Origin of the sequence: Paenibacillus sp. FSL W8-0439 (genome assembly GCF_038008995.1) — a bacterium.
GTDB classification, from domain to species: Bacteria; Bacillota; Bacilli; order Paenibacillales; family Paenibacillaceae; genus Paenibacillus; species Paenibacillus polymyxa.
In genome coordinates this window covers 449,946-470,042 of sequence record NZ_JBBPAK010000001.1, presented here as the reverse complement: position 1 = coordinate 470,042, position 20,097 = coordinate 449,946, and the positions used below count along the sequence as shown (strand labels likewise).

Here is a 20,097-nt window from a genome sequence, read left to right as displayed (position 1 = left end):
ATCTGTTCACGCATCATACAGCATCTTAATCTTAAACAACATCATAGCCTTGGTCTTCAATGGCTGTTTTCAGCGCTTCAACACTCAGCTTGGATTCGTCATATTCTACACTTACTTGTTTCGTTTCGAGGTTGACCTTGCCGGTAGCGCCTACTTTTTCCAAAGCTCCTTCTACGGCTTTCACGCAATGATTGCAGCTCATGCCTTCTACGTTCAATGTAACTTGTGCCATTTTCGTTTCCTCCTCAAGGGTACGTCCATACCCATAATGTGTATATCTGCTACTTTTAACGGATTAGCTTCTTAACCGTAACCAGCAGCTCATCAATCACTTCCTGCTCTCCTGCCTGCATGCGCTCAATGACACAGCTTTTCATATGCCCTTCCAGCAGTAGCTTGCCGACACCATTCAGTGCCGACTGAACAGCCGCAATCTGGTTCAGCACATCGTCACAGTAAGTGTCCTTCTCAATCAAGCCCTTAATCCCGCGTACCTGCCCTTCAATACGGTTTAACCGGGATACAAGGCTGTTCTTGAATTCCGCCGAATGATGACTTTTTCTAACTGTCTTCTCCCCATCTGTTCCACAATGAGTCCCGTGGACTTCAGTGTGGGAAACAGGTTGCTCCTCAGCCATACATCAGCCTCCTGTGTGGTGTAATGCACTCATGCATTTAATATATCCCCATCATAATATACCCCCATGGGGTATGTCAACATTCCTGAAAAATGTCACCATTTTGCCTTGTTTCACACTTTTGAGCGTGCTTCCTTGGCAAGTACAACAAAGCTTAACAGCGCACCAAGCTCAGCTATAGCAATAACAACCGCCATCGGTACGGGGGTTGTTCCACTACCCAAGCCTACCAACGGTGAAGCGATGGAGCCCAGCAATAGAGGCAGCAAGCCAAGCATGGCGGACGCACTGCCTGCCGAACGTTGCTGACTCTGCATGGCCAGTGAAGTCGTCGTTGTACTCACAATACCTACGCAGGATACGACAAAAAACATCGGAATTAATACAGCTAACAATTGGCCTCCGGTAAAAGCTACGGTAAGCAAGCTGATCCCGGCTACAGCCGCAATTATCAGACCTGACAAGAGCAACTGTCGTTCGCTAAATCGACCCACGAGTCTACCCGTCAACTGGGAAAACAGTACAATACCCAAACCATTCACCGCAAAAATGATGCTATACGTCTGGGGAGAAACCCCGAAAATATCCTGAAGCACGAAAGGCGAGCCAGCGATGTACGCGAACATAGCCCCTGTAATCAGTGCCTGCGAGAGGGCATACCCCATAAAGCGCCGATCCGTAAACAGATGAGCGAGTGTTCCTAACGTCTGCTTCAAGCCACCGGATGAACGGCGGTTCGCTGGCAACGTTTCTGGCAGACCCAATACGACGGCAATCAGCATGGCCACACCCACTACACACAGCACCATGAATACACCGCGCCAGGAAACAAAATTTAAAATGACACCGCCCAGCACAGGTGCAGCAATGGGAGCCACGCCGTTCACCAGCATGAGCAGTGAGAAAAAACGTGTCAGTTCTTTGCCCGAGTACAGATCACGGGCCACTGCTCTGGAAATCACAATCCCCGCCGATCCCGTAAGCCCTTGAATAAAGCGAAGCGCAATGAGTACAGCGATATTCGGCGCAAACACACATAGCAACGATGCCGCAGCGTACAGAATAAGCGAGATCACCAGCGGTCCTCTGCGCCCCCTCACATCGCTAAGCGGACCAGCAACGATCTGACCAACGGCCAGCCCCAATAGACAGGCTGTCAGACTAAGCTGTGCCAGCGAAGTAGTCGTATGCAAATTGTCGGCTAATGTAGGCAGTGACGGCAAATACATATCTATGGACAATGGTCCAAAGGCACTTAATGCACCCAGAACAAAGGCAATCCATAATATTCGTGATTTGGTCATATCTGCGGCAACCATTACCGTATTGGATAACCGATTCATGATAATAATCATCCTTTTCACTAAAATATAAATAATAACTTCGATATATTATGATATCATTCATTTCGTCTAGCTTCGAATAATTACACGCTAATCCGCGATTTTTTTTCAAAATTGCTATAAATCAGGCAGGAATTTACCAATTTCAGGTCGAATTACACGGTAACCAAAACAAAAAAATTGTAGAATCTGGAGAATGATAATGGTCTATGATGGAGTGCTGCTGGGTCTCATTGTAGGCCTGTTTAGAGGAGGCTGGCGGCAAGGTCTGATCCGTTTCAGTCATATTCGCCTTATAGCCGGTTGGATGTTCCCCCTGCTGCTGGTGGTTCAATTCATTATTTTTTATGCTCAGGAAAAGTGGGCTTGGCTGGCAGCCATTAATGGGTATCTATTTATGGGAGTCTACGTGGTCGGATTGATATTTCTCTGGTTGAACAGACATCATAAGGGATTCAAGCTTATTTTAATCGGCGTGTTGATGAATTTTATCGTTATGGCAGTGAATGGCGGCAGGATGCCGGTCTCGCTGAGCGCTTCTGAAGTACTGGGTCCCTATTATACAGATATGCTTAAATCCGGCAGTGTCATCTCGAAACATTACATGATGGATGCGAGCACACGTTTATCATTGCTTGGTGACATCATTCCCCTTTCCAAGCCCTATCCCCGCACGCAGGTGATTAGTATTGGAGATGTCGTCATGAACTTCGGGATGTTCCTGTTTATCCAAAATGTGATGGTCGTAAAAAGAAATAAGGATAATCAACAAGAAACCAACCCCCACCATGCCTAGTTCAGAGCTTATTCCAAGGAAGGGAGGGAACCGTATGAAAAACTTGAAATACTCCCGTGTGATTATCAATGCTATTATCGTTGCTTCTGTCGTAATCGCTTTGACTTCCGGTTACAAAATTGGAGGCTAGTCACCGATAAAGAAAAAAAGGAAGCACAGGCTCAACAAAACAGGCTGGATTCCGGCCTGTTTTTTCATGTGAAATTTTCGATTACAAAATTGTAAATTATCCCATTCACCCCTGGTAGCTTTGACATCAAGATACGACAAGGCAGGAGAAAAAATGATGAGTATATTAAAAAAGCTGCAAGAACGGGTTACCACGACGGGAATATACGTATTTTTCATGTGTATGGTAGGCCTGATCGTTCTCTTGTATACGAACCATTGGTCCTTTTTGCACTATTCGACGACAGAGTGGGTCACGATCTATTCCCTGTTGGGAGCAGTTCTGATTCTGGAGCATTTTACATTCCAGTTGCCACCAGCCAGTAACAAGCAGTCCATGGATTCCTCCGTGTACCTCGCTTGTATTTTTGTGCATGGCACTGAAATTGCCATTTTGATTTTGCTGTTCAATGTGATCATTGCTGCGTTTCGGCATACAGAACTGTCCTGGTGGAAACATGCCGTCAATTTTTCCATTTACGCACTTTCCATTTTCCTGTCGTCAACCGTGTTCGAACTAAGCGGCGGAACGCAGGGAGCCTTGAACGAGGACCATTTTGCTTCCTACCTGCTCGCATTGATCTGCTACTTTACGGTAAACACAATCACCTTGGGCATCTACTTCTATATCGCATATAAAGGGTCGTTCAATGAGCTCAAACAGGCTTTTTTGGCAGAATCCCTGCTTGTATACTTATGTACACTCATCCTGTCTTTGGTCTTGACCACGCTGATTTATTACAACGGCATTTTAGGACTTTTGCTGTTCTTGGGGCTAAGCATGCTCTTATCCCACGCGTTCAAGCAAATGTTCACGATGTATCGTGAGATTGAAGAAAAAGCCAACACGGATCGCAGAACAGGGCTGTACAATCACAGCTACTTTGAAAATACACTTGAAGCTGAACTAAATACATCCAGATCGCAGAATACTCCCCTAAGTCTGGCGCTGATTGATATTGATGATTTCAAAAAATACAATGATCACTTCGGTCATCTCAAGGGCGATCAGCTACTGGGGTTTCTCGGTGAGTTTCTCAAAAAGGAAACGTTCGGTACTCATATTACCGTATCCCGCTATGGTGGAGAAGAATTCACTTTGCTTATGCCCGATCATACTGCTGAACAAGCTTATGAAAAGGTCAATGCTATCCGAAAAAAACTGAATGATTCCCGTTACGAGGGAGTTGAAATTTTCCCACACGGGTGTCTGTCCTTCTCCGCAGGCATTGCACAAAGCCGCATTGACATCTACGACAAATCACAGCTGGTCGATCTAGCGGATAAAGCACTGTACTATGCCAAGAAACAGGGCAAAAATATCGTTCATACACACGGCAGTCTAAATGAAGTGGAACGCGAGGTCGATCTCGGACAGGATATTCGTGATCTGGAGCAGCAGCTTAATCTATTCTTGTACAAGGATATTAACACCTTCAAGCATTCCAAACGGGTATTCAGATATGCAGCGGACATGAGCGATGTGCTTCAGCTCGGTCCGAAGGATAAGCGACGTTTTTTACTGGGAGCCCTCATTCACGACATTGGCAAACTGGAAATACCCTGGAATATTCTTAATAAAAAAGAGAAGCTGTCTAGCGAGGAATGGCGGATGGTACAAGCTCATGTCATGTGGGGCAAACGTATTGTCGAAGCCAATGAACGATTCATAGATTTAGTTCCTTTTGTGGAGCTGCATCATGAACGTTATGACGGGGGAGGCTATCCGTTTGGCTTTAAGGGCGAGCAAATCCCAAGGCTGTGTCGGATGCTGACGATCATCGACTCTTTTGACGCGATGACAACAGAACGTCCCTATCAACCGACCAAAACATTCGAGGAGGCCATCGAAGAATTGCGTACTTGTTCGGGGAGCCAATTCGATCCCGATCTAACGGCTATTTTTATCCAATATATTCAACATAAGCAACCTGCTTTCACGCAGTCTATAGAAGCAGGCATCTAATGTCTCATACACTATTCCACTTTATCCCTACTGTGAAAGAAATCCAGGCGATTTCTTTCACAGTAGGGACTTTTCATAAGAGCGGCATTTTGCATCATACTCATTATTTCAAATTTCATATAAATGTCATAATTCGCTCCATCTATTCACGCTATATGCACTATGATTAAGATAGGAATTGGTTTGTCCGTATAAAATGCTACAAATGAGGATATCCTCGCTTCAAGTAATCGAGAGAAGGTGACTTCACAGGCATGTTGTACCTGTCCAGACCAGCCCGTGTGGCTTGTCTTTTATTGCTGTGTCTCCCTCTTCTGTTCCTGTTTCCTCACTCATCGTGGGCTCATGCATTTGTCGTTGAATCCAGCCCGACCGAAAATCAGGTTTTGGACAAGTCCCCTTCTCAGGTGACTATCACTTTCAACGAAGATTTGCAGTCTGCCTTCATGTCCATCAAAGTGACTGATGAAACAGGCAAGCGGGTCGACACAGGAAAAGCACAGCTCAATCCAGAGCACCAATCCACCATGGAGATCCAATTGATTCCAGGGGTGAAGAATGGAATTTACACCATCACTTGGAGAGCTTTGTCCGCAGATGGACACCCAGTCAATGGAGTGATTCCATTTCAAGTAGGTAGCGGTTCCAATGCGTATACCGATCAAGCTACCCCTTCTGAAAGCTCTGGGACATCACGAATCGACTTAATTGCTGTCCGTTGGCTCCTTTACATAGGGTTATCGCTGCTGTTTGGAGCGATTTGTTTCCGACTGTTCCTCTTACCGAGCATAAACCGATCCAAGAATCGCAGTGAACAGCAGACGCTTAGTCATCGACCCTCTGACACATTACCCCGTTGGACTAAGCTGCTCTGGAGCGGCTACGGCATAACGTCTGCTGTCATTTTAATTAGCCTACCGCTTCAGGCGTCTTGGGATGCCGGAGTTTCCATCGGGGAGGGCTTCTCACTCCCTATTCTGGGAGAAGCTCTTCAATTTACGGGAGCAGGGCAAATCTGGTTTATCCAGATGATTCTCGTGCTGCTTCTAAGCGTAACGCTAATTTATGCGATCGATCCCAGCATTTCTGATCGCCAGCGCCGTGTTTGGGGCTACAGCTCCGTTTTACTCACGCTGAGCCTCATGCTGTCCAAGGCCTTTGTCGGGCATCCGGCAGCAGCCACCCACCCGGCTCCAGCCATTGTGGCAGATTTCGTCCATCTTGCAGCGTCAGCTTTTTGGATCGGATCACTTGCCGTCATGGTGGTGTGCCTGCCTGTTGCCGGATTGGAGCTCCCTGTATCCGTGCAGGCAACTCTGCGACAAACGGTCCTGCGCCGCTTCGCTGGCTGGGGCATGGCTATGGTGGCGGCGCTACTCGCCACTGGTATCTATGGAGCGGTGCTGTACATTCCAGCTCCCTCCATGCTGCTGAACACATCCTATGGACTCGTTCTGCTTGGTAAAGCAGCGCTACTGCTAGTGATGCTGGTCTTCGCAGCCAGCCAGTTTCGCAGCGCTCGGCAAGCGGCGGCGAGCAAGCGAGCCGCCGGAGGATTGCGTGCCGAGCTGTCCGTCGGTCTGCTCGTGATGCTACTGGCAGCGGTGCTCACTCACCTGTCACCTGGCCAGGCACCTGCTGTACCGTTTGAGGAGACTCGCACTACTGGCGAATACAGCGTTACACTGGCAGTCAGCCCTAATGCTGTGGGCAGCAATGAATTTAAGGTATCCGTTCAGGATAGCAAGGGGGCTGCCGTTTCAGGAATCCAGCAGGTCACATTAACGCTTATCCCAGCTAATCCTGACCAAGATCAACAGGAATTTGTCTTGCCCGTGAAGCAGCAACAGCCTTTCCGCAGTCAGGAATTGATAACCTCCGAAGGAACATGGGCGGTAAAAGTACATGCTCTGACAGCATCACTCGATGCGGTTGATGCTGAATTCACTCTGCAAGTAGACGGTAAAAAATAATTATTTTATTCTTAAAAGGAGCGAAATAAATATGAATACAACGATTCAAACAGCAAAATCCAGGTTGTCCAGGTTAGCAACTTCCATGGGTTTAATTGCGGCTGGTGCCTTGCTTTTTGCAGGTATGGCCAGTGCGCATGTGACGGTTAAGCCTTCCGTTTCACAACCTAATGCGTGGGAAACGTACACGTTGAAAGTGCCTGTGGAAAAAAACATTCCAACCACTAAAGTGGCCTTGAAAATTCCCAAAGAGGTCGTTTTCAAACAATACGAGCCTGTACCGGAATGGAAGGTAGCCACCGAAAAAGACAGCTCTGGCAAAATAACTACCGTCACCTGGACGTCCGAAAAAGACGGAATCCAAGCGGGTCAGTACCAACGGTTCAGCTTTGTAGCACAAAATGCAGATCAGAATACTGCAGCAGCCTGGGACGCCTTCCAATATTACAGTGACGGAAGTATTGTGGAATGGACAGGCGATGAAGGAAGTAACAATCCTCATTCCATTACTACAATCACGGCGGATGCCACACCGGAAACTCCTGCTCCTGCCGCAGACAGCGGACATGATTCGGCAGGCACCGCAGAGGGTCATGCAAGCACAGATACGGCTAAAGATAGCAGCAGCACCGCACCTACCTCGGACAATGCTGCTGAGGCTGCCCCTGCTGCTTCTGCTCCAGCCAGCTCTGCTACACAAACCACAGCACTTGTCCTCTCGATCATTGCAGTCGTTCTTGGTGCCGTAGCTGTCGGCATTGCACTCAAACGCCGCAAGTAATCTGGGTTACAATAAAATATAAGACTGTTTTAAAAAGAAAAAGCTGACACCGTTTTAAAAGGTGTCAGCTTTTTTATATGAGAAATAACAATGTTTTCGTATACTATTCAGCCTAAATATATCCTCAGATTTATCTCATCCTATCATTTCACATTCACCTATCTATCATTTTTTTGGTAAAATGGTAGATACCTCACGATTCTAACATGATAGCATTGCAATCTATTGAGCATAGGAGATCATAGGATGAAAATCGTAAATAAGGCTCTGTTATCTAGCGTTATCCTTCTGAGTACCGCAGCGGGCATCTATAGCCCTATGGCACAAGCGGATGCGGGTAAGATCAGCATCATGCTGGACGGATATCCATTGCCGTTCCCTGTACAGCCTGCCATGATGGACGGCACGACGATGGTTCCCTTTCGCGCTATTTCTGAGGCTCTGGGCATTACAGTGAAATGGGATCAAGCCAGCCAAAGCATCACCGCTACCAAAACGCAAGGCAGTGCAACCAAGCAGGTAGTTCTCAAAATGGGGAGCCGCAATGCCACAGTAGACGGGCAAACGGTTCAACTCACAGCCGCACCGCAAACCGTGCGCGGCAGCACGATGATTCCGCTGGGCTTTTTCGGGCAAGAGTTTGGAGCCACAGTGAACTGGAATCAGGGAACACGGACGGTCTCTATTACATCGCCACGTGAAGCTATGTATACTGTAGGCTTCTATGCGCTGTCTTCCTTTGACCAAAAATCCAAAATACCGAATTTTAATGCCGTTGCCTTCGGCTGGAGCCGAATTGATACAAACGGACAGTTCACGACGACCGGCAAAGAATATAAATGGCCTCAAGCCGCTGGATCTGTAACGCCCGAGTCTATTCTACAGGAAGCAGATAGCCAGGGAACTTCCCCTTATCTGATGGTTTATTCTGTAGACGGTAATCATGAGCTAACCAAGGTTTTGGAAAATACGCAGCTTCAAGAACAGACCATTTCCCAAATCGTCAGCACTGCCACCGATAAGCAGTTCAAGGGCATTACGTTAGATCTCGAAGGGTTAGGCTGGAGCGGTGATAAGGCCAAAGCTCGTTCTGATTACAACGCTTTTATTAAAAAGTTATCGGCCAAAGCGCATCAAGCGGGACTCAAGCTCACCGTCGTTCTGCATCCGCTGAATAGCTCTTACACTGGTTATGATTACAAGACGCTGGGTAATCTGGCGGACGATCTGATCATTATGGCCTATGATTACGGACAAAAATCTACGCCTGAGCCATTGGATAAAGTGGACGAAGCCATAAAACTGGCGTTGAAGGAAACCTCGCGGGATAAGCTCATTTTGGGAATCTCAATGGGTAGCGAAAAAGACAGCACCGTTAACGCCAAGATCGGTTTAGCCAAACGTTATGACCTCAAAGGAATCGCTATCTGGCGTCTGGGCATCATCGGAGAAACAGCCTGGGCACAGATGAACGAAGCCATCGAGTTTAAATAAGATTATATTTTATAAAGATATCCCGTTCTTATTCCGCCCGCTAATGATTCTCATGCGTCTGCTATGAAATCATCGGTGGGCTTTTTTCATGTCTATTTTAGCAAAATGCTTGCCTGACTTGGAAGTTGTCGCCACAGGCTCGCAACCCTGTTCTCCGTAGAAGACACCCCAGTCTCTCATAAAATCCAGCAACGGTCTTAACGTATCTCCCAACGGGGTAAGCGAGTACTCCACACGCGGTGGGTTCTCGTTATAAATTTCACGGTGCACAATGCCATCACGCTCCAATTCGCGCAACTGCAAGGTTAGCATCCGCTGTGTAATATTAGGGAGGGTCCGTCGAATTTCATTATAGCGCCGTGGTCCTGTGGTCAAATGATACAAGATGACCCCCTTCCATTTGCCGCCTATAATCCCAACAGTTGTCGCGACAGGACACCCAAAATTAACGCTAACTGTATGTTCCATCTCCTGTGCCATGTATTCCCCTTCTTTCTACAGGTTGTAGACTAATAGCCCCAGACCTACAAGGTACAAATATGTGCGTACTTGTTCCCGCAAAAAACTTTCTATATGATGACTATATATTCGATATCAACTCTCATTATAGTAGCAGAAAACCAATGGAGCACCAACTAAACTCAAATCTAAAGGAGTACATTTCATGTCCAATACATCAGCTAAAAAACAGGAAATTCTGGATGCCTTTCTATTCAGACATGCCACGAAAGAATTCGACCCTAATCGCATCATACCGGAGGAGGATTTTCAATTCATTCTCGAAACTGGACGACTTTCCCCAAGCTCCGTAGGATTTGAACCTTGGCAGTTTGTAGTCGTACAAAATCAGGCATTGAGAGAAAAACTGGCTGCGGTTTCCAGTGGTGGTCAAAAGCAGATCCCAGCGGCCAGCCATGTCATTTTGATTTTGGCACGTAAGGATGTCCGTTATGATTCACCTTACGTGGAGTACATGTATAAAGAGGTGAAGGGTATGTCTGACGAAGACTTTGCCTCCCTACCAGGCCGCTATAAGATTTTCCAAGGTGAAAACCAACGCCTGCTGGAAAACGAACGCACGTTATTCGACTGGGCCTCCAAGCAAACTTATATTGCCTTAGGTAATATGATGACAGCGGCAGCTCAGATCGGCATTGATTCCTGCCCGATTGAAGGCTTTAACTATGATCAGGTGCATGCCATTTTGGAGGAAGAAGGCCTGCTGGAGGACGGGCTGCTGGATATTTCAGTCATCGCTGCCTTCGGTTATCGTGCTCATGAACCCAAGCGGGAAAAATCCAGACAACCACTGGAGAAGGTCACACGCTGGGTTCTGTAGCCTGCGACTCATACCCTTCCAAACCTAGGACATTAAAGCATCTAAAAAGCGGGCTTGCGGCGCTCCATCTGAATGATGAACACACCGCAGCCCGCTTTTTTAGATCACTTCAATCTCTATTAAAATTCCTTTGGAAGCCAGGTTATCCAGGCACTCCTTCATATATTCGTCATCATGCTCCACATATGCGTCCGCGCCTGCCAGTTCCTCGCCTAGCTCCGCTTCCCAAGGTTCACACTGCTTACCACGATACAATGGCTGTTCCCATAGTGGATCAACATTGTATCCTCTGCTTTTCATTTCGTCCATAATGAGCTTATGATAGCGTACCAGCAGCATGGGGTGATAGTCGAACACATAATTCACTGTGGCGTGTGGCTTTCCCCACCCGTTCCCCCGCAGGGCACAACACTCACGATGTTGTCCCAACAGTTGGGGACGGGGGAGCTTGCCAATCAATTGTTCATGCCAAAGCCTCATGCTTCCACAACCTTATCTGTAGCTTTTTCTGTATTATTGGATTAGCATACGGATACCTGTCAGTACAATACCGATCAGGAAGCCTGTTACTGCGCCGTTAATACGTATCCACTGCAAATCCTGTCCCAGTTTGTCCTCCATCAGTGCAATCAGGGATTTGTTGTCCATTTTGTCTACATTTTCGCGCACCAGGTTACCAATCCGGCTATGATTGGCTTCCACGAGACTAGTAATTCCTTCCACGATTCGTGCATTAATTTTGTCCAGCAATTCGGTATTCCCTCTTAAATCAGCCAGCATCCGATCCAGTAACGGTAAAATGTAGGTCGGCACATAGTCTTCGTCTTCCATATAGTTCAATAAGCGGGTACGAAGCTCTTCCATTTTACCGAGCACGGACGCTTCGCCTTCCCAAGCTTCAATCAGGCTATCCTTCCAGCCGTTCAGCCCTTCCTGAACCGTATCCTTCGTTGCCAATCGGGTCACCTGTGTTCTCAGACCGTCGATCACTGCCAGACGGCGCGGATGCTCTTCCCTTTGCAGCTCTGCTACCTGATCCAGCAGGAAATGACGAATCATTTCACCCATGCGCTCTTCGTTCAGATAGCCGAGGAAGGCGTTCAAGGCAAATTGCATCAGCCCGCTCACCTGCAAACCACTGACAGCCTGCATCCCTAAGGTGCCAAGTGTATAGCCTGTTTCCGGTCGCAAAAGCCAGGATTCCGCCTGCTCCAGCGTGTAATCCAGTGCGCGAATATCATAGCCCTTCTCACTGGATTGGCGGGCAAGCGCCTCCAGTAGTGGTCCGGCATCGATGTCCGTCACCTGTCGCTTGATCTCAGCCACGATAATCGGAGCCAATTCCGCGAGCGGGAGCGACTGGACGAGCCGCTTGGCGAGCACATCTATCGATGCTGCTGCTTCTGGTGTACGCAATCCTTTTTCCACACCGCCCAGCATCAGCTCCGCCAAACGAATGTCCGCGATTTTAGAAGCAATGCTGTCTTTGTTCAGCAAGTTATTTTCCACCGTATTCACCAATGCATTCGTGAGCTTGTCCCTATTTTTGGGGAGAAGCGCCGTATGTGGTATCGGGATGCCTAGCGGATGACGGAACAATGCTGTGACAGCGAACCAGTCTGCCAGTCCCCCTACAAGTCCTGCCTCAAAGGCTCCGGCTAACAATCGAGCCCAGCCATATTGCTGGAAGGGCACGGTGGCTGCAAAGCCTGCCCCTAGAATAACGAGCGACCAAGCCGCTGCGGTTTTCGTATTTTTGGGTTTTTCCATTCTGTAATCCTCCAAACTGACTATCGATAAGTTAAGCTACTATACATGTATTACCCATCATATCATTGCCTGTGTAATTTCCAAAGTTGAGAGCACTTATAATTCAACACATAAGGACATTTTTTGCGTAATTTTTTATGCATATATCTCTCTTTTTTACATTCATGTTCGTGAACCAAATCACAACACTGGGTCCAAAATCTCATTTTCAATAATAAGCCTTACGAACCATTTTATCAGAACCAAGTCCTAAATTTCTTAAACCGAAAGGAGAAGTGAATGGAAAAGTTGAATGGGCATGTAAGATATTTTTTTCAACACTATCCTATATTTGACCCCAGAAAGGATTTGAATCCATGATGACCTCAGAATTCTTTCAACAATATTCGACCTTTTATACGGATGACCAAGTTGAATATCCATAAGAAGCGAGGCTTCAATAAAACTAACACACTTAATTTGATATATAGACATATTTAATGTTATAAAGTGCAAATTTTGATATTAGACATATTTAATGTGATAAAATAAACTTTTATTAAATAGTAAATCATGTTTAATCAGCCATTATATATTGGTAAAACAAACCAAGATAAGCTAGATAAAATTGCTTTTTTGTAAAGGAATTGAATATGACAACAGACCAAAAAAACATCGAGGGCCTCTGGAACGGCGAACCTGTCGTAATTGTGCGCACCCCCTCCGCTTTTGCCAAGCAATCCCTTTTATATATTCAGGAATTAGGATATTTCCAAAAAACCTCTGATTTTACAATAGAAAGGAAAGAACTCACCTCCTTTTTGCTTGTTTTTACGCTGTCTGGTAAGGGAGAGTTACTGTACCAGGACAAGAAATATATTTTAAAGCCTCATGATTTGTTTTTTGTTAATTGCGAGGAATATGTACAATACAGCACCTCCGGTGATGAAGCCTGGAAGTTTATCAGCTTATACCTGTACGGCAACCTGATCGAGCATTTTTACGAACAATTTGCCAAGCATAATAAACCGGTAATATCCGTGCACAATCCGTCTATTATATTGGACAAGCTGCATGCTCTAATCTGCGGACAGTCTGATCGGAGCCTTTCCGGCGAGCTGCTAACGTCCAGACTCATTGGTGAGATACTGACGTACATTTTGCAGCATCCTTATGATCAGCGGCATGTAAATGCTGGAACGCTCAGCGAAGTACGTCGGGTGCAGCAGTACTTGGACCAGTCCTATTGTGAACGAATTACGCTAGACTCACTGGCAGACATGTTCAACCTAAACAAATTTAATCTTGCTAAAAATTTCAAAAAACAGATTGGATTTTCTCCAATTGATTATCTCATTAATGTCCGGATCACAGCCGCTCAGGGATGGCTTAAAACCAGTGACATATCCATTGTGGATATCGCAAGGTACGTTGGGATTCCCAATACAAGCCATTTTATCAACCTATTCAAGGAACATGTAGGGGAAACACCTCATTCCTTCCGTAAAAAATGGGGAAACCGCTCCAAACTGTAAATAGGAGGTCTCATGTACTCCGTTTGATAGACGATAGACGAACAAGCTATTCAAGCTAATGGCAAAGCTGTCGAAAGACAGTGACGCAAAACTATAGGGCCTTCCTACTCGGATGGCAGCCAGTTACCAGGTGAACGAGCTTTTTATTATGCCTTTTTACATAGCTCCATCACAAAATTGCTATACCTCTCTCGAAGAAAAAACCTTGATCACTATGATCAAGGTTTTTTTCTGTTGGGGTAGTCATGTCAACCTAGCATGCTGAATATACTAATTTCGAACTAGGAGGAGGGAAGGAAAACAATATAACACAACATAACCGCCGGAGCTTGCCATATTACGATGAATAGGAGAATCACTTGGAGCATGGGAACCAAAATAAATGTCATGATTATTGCCTTATTGCTCATTGTCCAAAGCTTTTTCAGCACCACACTGGCTTACGCAGATCCTCCTGCCCCTGAACTGCCGCACAGTGCTGTATCCGATCCTACAACCGTTACGGATGCTGTATATGCGGTCCCAAACCCTGAACCCCCTAAGGAGGTTCCGCCAAACACTGTCCCTTCCGTGCAAGGAGCAGCTCATTCAAAGTCTCAAAAGGAAGCAGCTCCCCAGAGTATACTAACGAAGTTGAGTCTAACGGACGAAGCCGGACGTGTCATTGATGCGGTATATAATCCAGGTAGTACGTTCGACATTGGATCAGCCATCCAACTTGGCTATGAATGGGAGCTTCCTGACGATACTTATAAAGCAGGGGATACCTTCACCTTTCACTTACCAGAACAGTTTGTCATCTACACTGATATCTCATCTCCGCTAGTGACTACAGACGGGACCGTGGGGTTCTTTACAGTAGATCGTCAGGGTAAGGTCATCATGACCTTTAACCAATATGTAGAGAACCATTCCCATGTCAGCGGCAAACTGCAAATTAAAACCGAATTCACAAAAGAAACGGTGAAAGGCAGCACAGAAGTCATCATTGCGATTCCAATTAAAGGCGGGGTTCAAACGGTCATCGTAAATGTGAAACCCCAGTCAGGGCCAACCTTAAGCAAGCAAGGAAAAATAAATGGCACCCACCAGATCGACTGGGCCATTGATGTGAACAAACAGCTAAACACCGTTAAACACGCCCTCATTACCGATCCAACTCCTTCAGGACTGGAACTCGTGAGAGGCTCTATCCGACTCTATCATCTGCAAGTCAATATCGATGGCACGACCGTTGTCAAAGACCTAGTGAATGCGAGTAAATACGCCATTGAATCGGATCAAGCCGGGACCGGATTTGCAATTCGTTTTCAAGATGCTAGCATTAGCACTGCCTATCAGATCCAATACTCCACCCGCATTACTGGCAACGAAACTCGCTTTTCCAACACAGCGACGCTTTCAGGAGATGCGATAGATAACGTTGCTGCCACCGCTACAGTTCAGGTGGAGCGTGGTGAATTTTTGTCCAAAAAAGTTGAAAAGTATGATCATGCCACACAAACACTCTCGTGGGCCATAAGATATAACTTTGGCGAGACAAAAATCCCCGAAGCCAAAGCCCTTTTAATTGATCATTTCAACAAAACTCAAAAATTGCTGCCCGGTTCTTTGAAAGTATTTAAGGGAAATACACTGGAGGAGCTTCCATCGTGGGCGTACACCGTCATCCCGGTTGACTATCCCGACCGTAACGGCTTCAAACTTCAATTCAACTTCGACGTAGATTCAGCCTATACCATCCGATATCAGACCCAGGCTAGAGGCCGCGTCTATGAAGATGAAAAAATTACAAACATCATCACCACAGATGGAACCCAGAAGATCATATCGACGGAAATCACAAGCGGAGTTATGACTAAAATGTATGACACGCCCAATTACAACACGAAAGTCATACCTTGGGTGATCACCATTAATACAGACTCATACACCATGAAAAATATTGTCATTAAGGATGTGTTCCCTAATGGGGGCCTCACCTTGTTGCCCGACACCCTGAAAATTCAAAGTGTTGACGGTACAACGGAACTACTCGCACCCATGGATTATGAGCTAGTTCCACGATCAGCGGACTATAAACAAGGGTTTACACTTATTTTTCATAAAACGATTCAGAAAGCTTATACGATCAAATATTCAACTCTCTACAACAATGATTGGAAAACAGATACGACGAAGCCCGAATTTCGCAACAAATCCTTTATAGATTATCAATATGAAAATGGTGAAACATCATCGCATGAGGTGGAATGCCCGATCTGGCCGGACTTTATGACACAACGGAACGGGGCCAAGCAAGGAAGCTATGATGCGAGCTCCAAACTCATTACCTGGGATATTAAAGCCAACTATAATCGCAAGATCCTGAATCATGCGGAAGTGAGAGATGTCTTATTGCAAGGTCAGAGGTTACTGCCTGGCTCCGTAAAAGTATACGATATGACCTTGCTGGGATGGTGGGATGGCGTACAAAAAGGGGCTGAAATCCCGGCAGATCAATATACAATTATTCCTCCCACTAAACAAAATAGTAATGAATTGCGTATCCAGTTCAAGAAGCCGATACAGACTCCGTACTGGATTACCTTTCAAACTTCATTGGAAGGAGAATTGATTGAAAAGGAAATTCATAATCGCGCTCTTCTACTGGATGGACAAAAAACCGTCTCCGATTGGACAGCCCAAGTTACGGTACCTCATGGCGGGGAATATGTGTCTAAGGCCGGCGCACAAAATGGAAATAAGATCGACTGGAGCATTCGTATCAATGAAGGACAATCACATGTGTCCAACGCTAAAATAGTCGATCAGCCTAGCAGCAACCAAATCTTAATTGAAGATTCCTTCCATTTATACTCTACAATCATGGCTGCCAATGGAAATACCACCAAGGGTACCGAATTAATCAAAAACCAAGATTACTGGCTTCACATCAAGACAGACACTCAGGGCCAGCAAACTTTTGAGCTTACTTTTGCCAAGGATATTTCCACTGCTTTTATTCTTGAATATCAATCGTTCATTCATGCTGAGGATAAAGCTAAGGTGAGCAACAAGGTTGCTTTTGCAGGAGATCGTTTGACGACAGAATTGCGGGAAACCAGTCAGGAAATCATCGTACGAACGTCTTCCGGCTCCGGTTCTGGTGGGGGCGTAACCGAAACCCTTGAGCTGACCAAGGTAGATCACGATGCTCCCAACAGGGTGCTGCCTGGCGCCCGGTTTGCGCTCTATGATAAGGGACAAAAAAGAGCACCGCTTATACAAACGACCAATGCGGAAGGCAAAATCATCTTTTCCTCCTTGCTTCATGACGATTACATTTTGGAAGAATTGGCAGCACCGGAGGGGTATGAAATAACAGAGGGTAAACTTGAGATCAGAATAGACGCAGCACTCCAACAAAGCTCTGGCATAAAGAAGGTTGTGATCACCAATCGTAAAGAAAAGAAAAACGAACCCGAAACACCTGTAGACCCGGGCACACCTACCCACCCAGAGCCGTCTCCCCCAGCGGGAGGCTCCGGAAAAAAACATGATAAAGATCCCGAGGTGCCCGTGACACCATCTATAACCGTTCCTCCGTCACTGCCAAGGCCTCCGGAAGGCATTGTCCCTCCACAGAAGGAACCCGCACCCACACCGCCACCAGCAGCCCGGGAGGAACCCAAAGCACTGCCTGAACCACCAGCCGTCATGCCTCATCAAGATCCGTCTCCTCCAGTGGAGCCGAACGACGAGCCCAAACCTAAAATCCGTCTCCATGATCCGGAGAAAGAGCCGGAGGAGCCACCTGCAGTGCATCAGTTGCCCCAAACAGGTGAAAGTAGCCCCGTTCCGTTTTATTTGGCAGGCATTGCCATGATTATATGCGGCGTATTTTTGAAATTTAGACGAACAAACAAAAAATAAATGCAATCTACCTGCCCTGATCTTCCGTCTCATTCCCGAGTGGAATGAGACGGAAATGGGGCATTTTTTTCAAAGTATGTATCATCCGTACATTGCTTAGGGGAGATGAGATTGCTGAATCTGCGTAAACTTTCCTATCTGTTTATTGGGTTGGGCTTACTCTTTATTTTGTTTCCTAAAGCGACCGAATGGAATGAGGATCGAGAACAACACAAGCTGTTACAAGCAGCGGAGTTATCTCTAGAAAAAAGCAATTCGGTATTGCCTTCTAGTCTTGCAGACAGCTATGCTCACCTGCCCACTCGGGTTGCGGAAGCTCCGGTTAGTGAGGCACGGCAACATACCTTTCCATCCCCCGCTCCCAATGCCAGCGTTAATGAACAAACTCCTATAGCCACTATTAGCATAAGTCGTATTGCTTTAAAGCTCCCTGTGTTGGAAGGCGCAACGAGGAAAAACATGAAATATGCGGCAGTACATATGCCGGAAACGGGAAAGCTGGGACAAGTGGGGAATGCTGCTATTGCTGCTCATCGAGCCCGTACTCCCGGACGTTTATTTAATCGTCTTCATGAACTGAAGATTGGAGATAAAATTGTTGTTAACGCTCAAGGTAGCCAGTATATGTATAAAGTTTACAGCATAAAGGTAGTCGATCCAATGGACGTGTCTGTTCTGAAAAGCTTCAAAAACCATAAGCTGCTCACGCTAATTACATGCGACCCTCTCGTGAATCCCACCCATCGTCTCATTGTTCAAGCCAAGCTAAGCACCTAAACCTAGCTAAATCGCCCATTCCTATGGATAAAATAAATCAGGCGGGCTATTCCTGCTCGTTTACAGAAATACACCCGCCATAGTTCACATCATGCTTCAGTTGAATTCTTGGCAATCAGCTTAAAATCATCAAAGTGGAATCCTGGTGCAACAACACAGGTTACCAGCACAGGCTCATCCCCCAGCGGACGTGCCGTTTGCCATACTGTTCCTGGTACGAGTGCTTGTGGATGTTGTCCTGCCTCCACATCTGCACCAACGATAATTACCGTTTCTTCGCCAGGTTCTTCTCCGCTTCCACCCAATTTTAGCTCTATAGGACTTCCGCTATGGTATAGCCACAGCTCATCAGAATGGACCACATGCCACTCGGAGAACTCACCCGGATGCAGCAAGAAATACGTAGACGAAGCTGCAAAGCGCGGACCGGAATACACATCCGGCAGTACAGGCTTCGGAATTTGAAAATTGGCCTTCCACATCTCTTTGTACCAGCCGCCTTCTGGATGGGGCTCCATGCCCAATGCCGTGACTAGCGGTGAAATAGCTTTCGTCATTGTCTATCCTTCCTTTACCCTAAATTCCTTCTCCCCTACTGTAAAACATAGCGCTGCTTTTGTCACGTTTCTCCCTCTGCATGTCGAAGATCAATAAACTATGTCAAATTTAATGACATTAAATTGTGGATACATACTCATTTTCATCATATAAATAACATTAAACTAGTAAAAATACATTCAAAACATATTTCACGTAAAGTTTATTGACATAAAATCTTGTTTTTTATTGTAAGCTTATAGTATCATGAGAGAAATTTTGAAATTCTAATAGAGCTTAATCATGTCAGTCGTCTACTAAGCGATGTATTCAAGTCAAAAAAGGGGTGAGCTCTCTGATCCATTTTCGCAATGTCAACAAGCATTATGGTCACTTTCATGTACTTAAAGACATCAATCTTCAGATTAAGGAGGGCGAGGTCGTTGTCATCATCGGTCCCTCCGGCTCAGGTAAAAGCACCCTGCTTCGCTGCATCAATCGTCTGGAAACGATATCCGATGGGGAGCTAATCGTTAACGATGTCCCTGTGCATGACAAAAAGATTGATATTAATGCCTTCCGTCGCAATATCGGGATGGTATTCCAACATTTCAATCTGTATCCCCACAAAAAGGTGATTGAGAACATTGTACTGGCACCGATGAAGGTACTGGGCATCCCGAAAGAAGAAGCTATTCAAACAGCCCTCACCTATCTGAAGCGTGTCGGAATCGAGGAAAAGGCACAGAGCTACCCCGCCCAATTGTCCGGTGGACAGCAGCAGCGGGTGGCGATCGCCCGTGGACTCGCGATGAATCCGAAAATTATGCTGTTTGACGAGCCTACTTCAGCCCTGGACCCCGAAACCATCGGAGAGGTGCTGGATGTCATGCGCTCGCTTGCCCATCAGGGCATCACGATGGTCATCGTCACTCATGAAATGGGCTTTGCCCGTGAAGTGGCAGACCGCGTGATTTTTATGGACAAAGGACAGATCCTGGAAGATAGCCAACCTGCTGAGTTTTTTCAGAATCCGGGTGAAGAACGGGCTCGCCTGTTCCTGAGCCGTCTGATTCATCATTAAAC

General features: G+C 46.3%; 17 protein-coding genes and 1 riboswitch. Of the genes, 10 read left to right on the top strand and 7 right to left on the bottom strand.

Annotation, left to right across the window (positions count from 1 at the left end):
- Positions 1-31: 31 nt before the first annotated feature.
- The 3 genes from MKX36_RS02070 to MKX36_RS02060 form a co-directional block, all read right to left on the bottom strand.
- Positions 32-232 (bottom strand): copper ion binding protein, encoded by a 201-nt coding sequence (locus tag MKX36_RS02070; protein WP_016818841.1) that lies wholly within the window; start codon positions 230-232, stop codon positions 32-34.
- Between the two features lie 55 nt (positions 233-287).
- A complete protein-coding gene (locus MKX36_RS02065; protein ID WP_016818842.1) occupies positions 288-638 on the bottom strand; it encodes a metal-sensitive transcriptional regulator in 351 nt (116 codons plus the stop codon).
- Between the two features lie 113 nt (positions 639-751).
- A complete protein-coding gene (locus MKX36_RS02060) occupies positions 752-1,981 on the bottom strand; it encodes a multidrug effflux MFS transporter (protein WP_340864126.1) in 1,230 nt (409 codons plus the stop codon).
- 202 nt (positions 1,982-2,183) lie between these two features.
- Here MKX36_RS02060 and MKX36_RS02055 point away from each other — a divergent pair, with 202 nt between their 5' ends.
- The 5 genes from MKX36_RS02055 (at position 2,184) to MKX36_RS02035 (ending at position 9,159) form a co-directional block, all read left to right on the top strand.
- Positions 2,184-2,777, top strand: coding sequence for a DUF5317 domain-containing protein (locus MKX36_RS02055; protein ID WP_017427192.1), 594 nt, complete (start codon positions 2,184-2,186; stop codon positions 2,775-2,777).
- 283 nt (positions 2,778-3,060) lie between these two features.
- Complete coding sequence (locus MKX36_RS02050; protein ID WP_039268785.1) at positions 3,061-4,911, top strand: bifunctional diguanylate cyclase/phosphohydrolase; 1,851 nt, start codon at positions 3,061-3,063, stop codon at positions 4,909-4,911.
- A gap of 254 nt (positions 4,912-5,165) precedes the next feature.
- Complete coding sequence (locus MKX36_RS02045; protein ID WP_340864125.1) at positions 5,166-6,884, top strand: copper resistance CopC/CopD family protein; 1,719 nt, start codon at positions 5,166-5,168, stop codon at positions 6,882-6,884.
- Between the two features lie 31 nt (positions 6,885-6,915).
- Positions 6,916-7,665: a YcnI family copper-binding membrane protein gene (locus MKX36_RS02040; RefSeq protein ID WP_016818848.1), complete on the top strand. Its 750-nt coding sequence runs from the start codon at positions 6,916-6,918 to the stop codon at positions 7,663-7,665.
- A 246-nt stretch (positions 7,666-7,911) separates the two neighbouring features.
- Complete coding sequence (locus MKX36_RS02035; RefSeq protein ID WP_340864124.1) at positions 7,912-9,159, top strand: stalk domain-containing protein; 1,248 nt, start codon at positions 7,912-7,914, stop codon at positions 9,157-9,159.
- Between the two features lie 69 nt (positions 9,160-9,228).
- Here MKX36_RS02035 and MKX36_RS02030 read toward each other — a convergent pair whose 3' ends face one another.
- Complete coding sequence (locus MKX36_RS02030) at positions 9,229-9,639, bottom strand: winged helix-turn-helix transcriptional regulator (RefSeq protein ID WP_016818850.1); 411 nt, start codon at positions 9,637-9,639, stop codon at positions 9,229-9,231.
- 184 nt (positions 9,640-9,823) lie between these two features.
- Between MKX36_RS02030 and MKX36_RS02025 the strand changes: the two genes are divergently transcribed.
- Entirely contained in the window at positions 9,824-10,498 is a 675-nt protein-coding gene (locus MKX36_RS02025) for an NAD(P)H-dependent oxidoreductase (protein ID WP_102997665.1), read from the top strand.
- Positions 10,499-10,597: 99 nt separating this feature from the next.
- On the opposite strand, the gene MKX36_RS02020 is transcribed toward MKX36_RS02025, so the two are convergent.
- Both MKX36_RS02020 and MKX36_RS02015 read right to left on the bottom strand, forming a co-directional pair.
- Complete coding sequence (locus tag MKX36_RS02020; RefSeq protein ID WP_016818852.1) at positions 10,598-10,978, bottom strand: TIGR02328 family protein; 381 nt, start codon at positions 10,976-10,978, stop codon at positions 10,598-10,600.
- Between the two features lie 33 nt (positions 10,979-11,011).
- Positions 11,012-12,268 carry a DUF445 domain-containing protein gene (locus MKX36_RS02015; protein ID WP_016818853.1) on the bottom strand — a complete coding sequence of 419 codons (1,257 nt, stop codon included), beginning with the start codon at positions 12,266-12,268 and terminating at the stop codon, positions 11,012-11,014.
- A 632-nt stretch (positions 12,269-12,900) separates the two neighbouring features.
- On the opposite strand from MKX36_RS02015, the gene MKX36_RS02010 reads away from it, so the two are divergent.
- The 3 genes from MKX36_RS02010 to MKX36_RS02000 all read left to right on the top strand — a co-directional run bounded on the left by MKX36_RS02010 (position 12,901) and on the right by MKX36_RS02000 (position 18,474).
- Positions 12,901-13,782, top strand: a complete 882-nt coding sequence (locus tag MKX36_RS02010; RefSeq protein ID WP_090891393.1) for an AraC family transcriptional regulator — start codon at positions 12,901-12,903, stop codon at positions 13,780-13,782.
- A 50-nt stretch (positions 13,783-13,832) separates the two neighbouring features.
- Positions 13,833-13,913: riboswitch (cyclic di-GMP riboswitch) on the top strand.
- Positions 13,914-14,148: 235 nt separating this feature from the next.
- Positions 14,149-17,697, top strand: coding sequence for a collagen binding domain-containing protein (locus tag MKX36_RS02005; RefSeq protein ID WP_340864123.1), 3,549 nt, complete (start codon positions 14,149-14,151; stop codon positions 17,695-17,697).
- A gap of 111 nt (positions 17,698-17,808) precedes the next feature.
- Positions 17,809-18,474, top strand: coding sequence for a class D sortase (locus MKX36_RS02000; RefSeq protein ID WP_090891396.1), 666 nt, complete (start codon positions 17,809-17,811; stop codon positions 18,472-18,474).
- Between the two features lie 89 nt (positions 18,475-18,563).
- Here the strand turns inward: MKX36_RS02000 and MKX36_RS01995 are convergent, their stop codons facing one another.
- Positions 18,564-19,031 carry a cupin domain-containing protein gene (locus tag MKX36_RS01995; RefSeq protein ID WP_016818857.1) on the bottom strand — a complete coding sequence of 156 codons (468 nt, stop codon included), beginning with the start codon at positions 19,029-19,031 and terminating at the stop codon, positions 18,564-18,566.
- A gap of 326 nt (positions 19,032-19,357) precedes the next feature.
- Between MKX36_RS01995 and MKX36_RS01990 the strand changes: the two genes are divergently transcribed.
- Positions 19,358-20,095: an amino acid ABC transporter ATP-binding protein gene (locus MKX36_RS01990; protein ID WP_017427181.1), complete on the top strand. Its 738-nt coding sequence runs from the start codon at positions 19,358-19,360 to the stop codon at positions 20,093-20,095.
- Positions 20,096-20,097 lie beyond the last annotated feature (2 nt).

What these genes read in the sequence shown, in the direction of transcription:
- MKX36_RS02015 (WP_016818853.1), bottom strand. Translation starts at nt 12,268, where the DNA reads ATGGAAAAACCCAAAAATACGAAAACCGCAGCGGCTTGGTCGCTCGTT.
- MKX36_RS02055 (WP_017427192.1), top strand. Translation starts at nt 2,184, where the DNA reads ATGGTCTATGATGGAGTGCTGCTGGGTCTCATTGTAGGCCTGTTTAGA.
- MKX36_RS02050 (WP_039268785.1), top strand. Translation starts at nt 3,061, where the DNA reads ATGATGAGTATATTAAAAAAGCTGCAAGAACGGGTTACCACGACGGGA.
- MKX36_RS02065 (WP_016818842.1), bottom strand. Translation starts at nt 638, where the DNA reads ATGGCTGAGGAGCAACCTGTTTCCCACACTGAAGTCCACGGGACTCAT.
- MKX36_RS02020 (WP_016818852.1), bottom strand. Translation starts at nt 10,978, where the DNA reads ATGAGGCTTTGGCATGAACAATTGATTGGCAAGCTCCCCCGTCCCCAA.
- MKX36_RS02030 (WP_016818850.1), bottom strand. Translation starts at nt 9,639, where the DNA reads ATGGCACAGGAGATGGAACATACAGTTAGCGTTAATTTTGGGTGTCCT.
- MKX36_RS02060 (WP_340864126.1), bottom strand. Translation starts at nt 1,981, where the DNA reads ATGAATCGGTTATCCAATACGGTAATGGTTGCCGCAGATATGACCAAA.
- MKX36_RS01995 (WP_016818857.1), bottom strand. Translation starts at nt 19,031, where the DNA reads ATGACGAAAGCTATTTCACCGCTAGTCACGGCATTGGGCATGGAGCCC.
- MKX36_RS02035 (WP_340864124.1), top strand. Translation starts at nt 7,912, where the DNA reads ATGAAAATCGTAAATAAGGCTCTGTTATCTAGCGTTATCCTTCTGAGT.
- MKX36_RS02070 (WP_016818841.1), bottom strand. Translation starts at nt 232, where the DNA reads ATGGCACAAGTTACATTGAACGTAGAAGGCATGAGCTGCAATCATTGC.
- MKX36_RS02045 (WP_340864125.1), top strand. Translation starts at nt 5,166, where the DNA reads ATGTTGTACCTGTCCAGACCAGCCCGTGTGGCTTGTCTTTTATTGCTG.
- MKX36_RS02040 (WP_016818848.1), top strand. Translation starts at nt 6,916, where the DNA reads ATGAATACAACGATTCAAACAGCAAAATCCAGGTTGTCCAGGTTAGCA.
- MKX36_RS02025 (WP_102997665.1), top strand. Translation starts at nt 9,824, where the DNA reads ATGTCCAATACATCAGCTAAAAAACAGGAAATTCTGGATGCCTTTCTA.
- MKX36_RS02010 (WP_090891393.1), top strand. Translation starts at nt 12,901, where the DNA reads ATGACAACAGACCAAAAAAACATCGAGGGCCTCTGGAACGGCGAACCT.
- MKX36_RS02005 (WP_340864123.1), top strand. Translation starts at nt 14,149, where the DNA reads ATGGGAACCAAAATAAATGTCATGATTATTGCCTTATTGCTCATTGTC.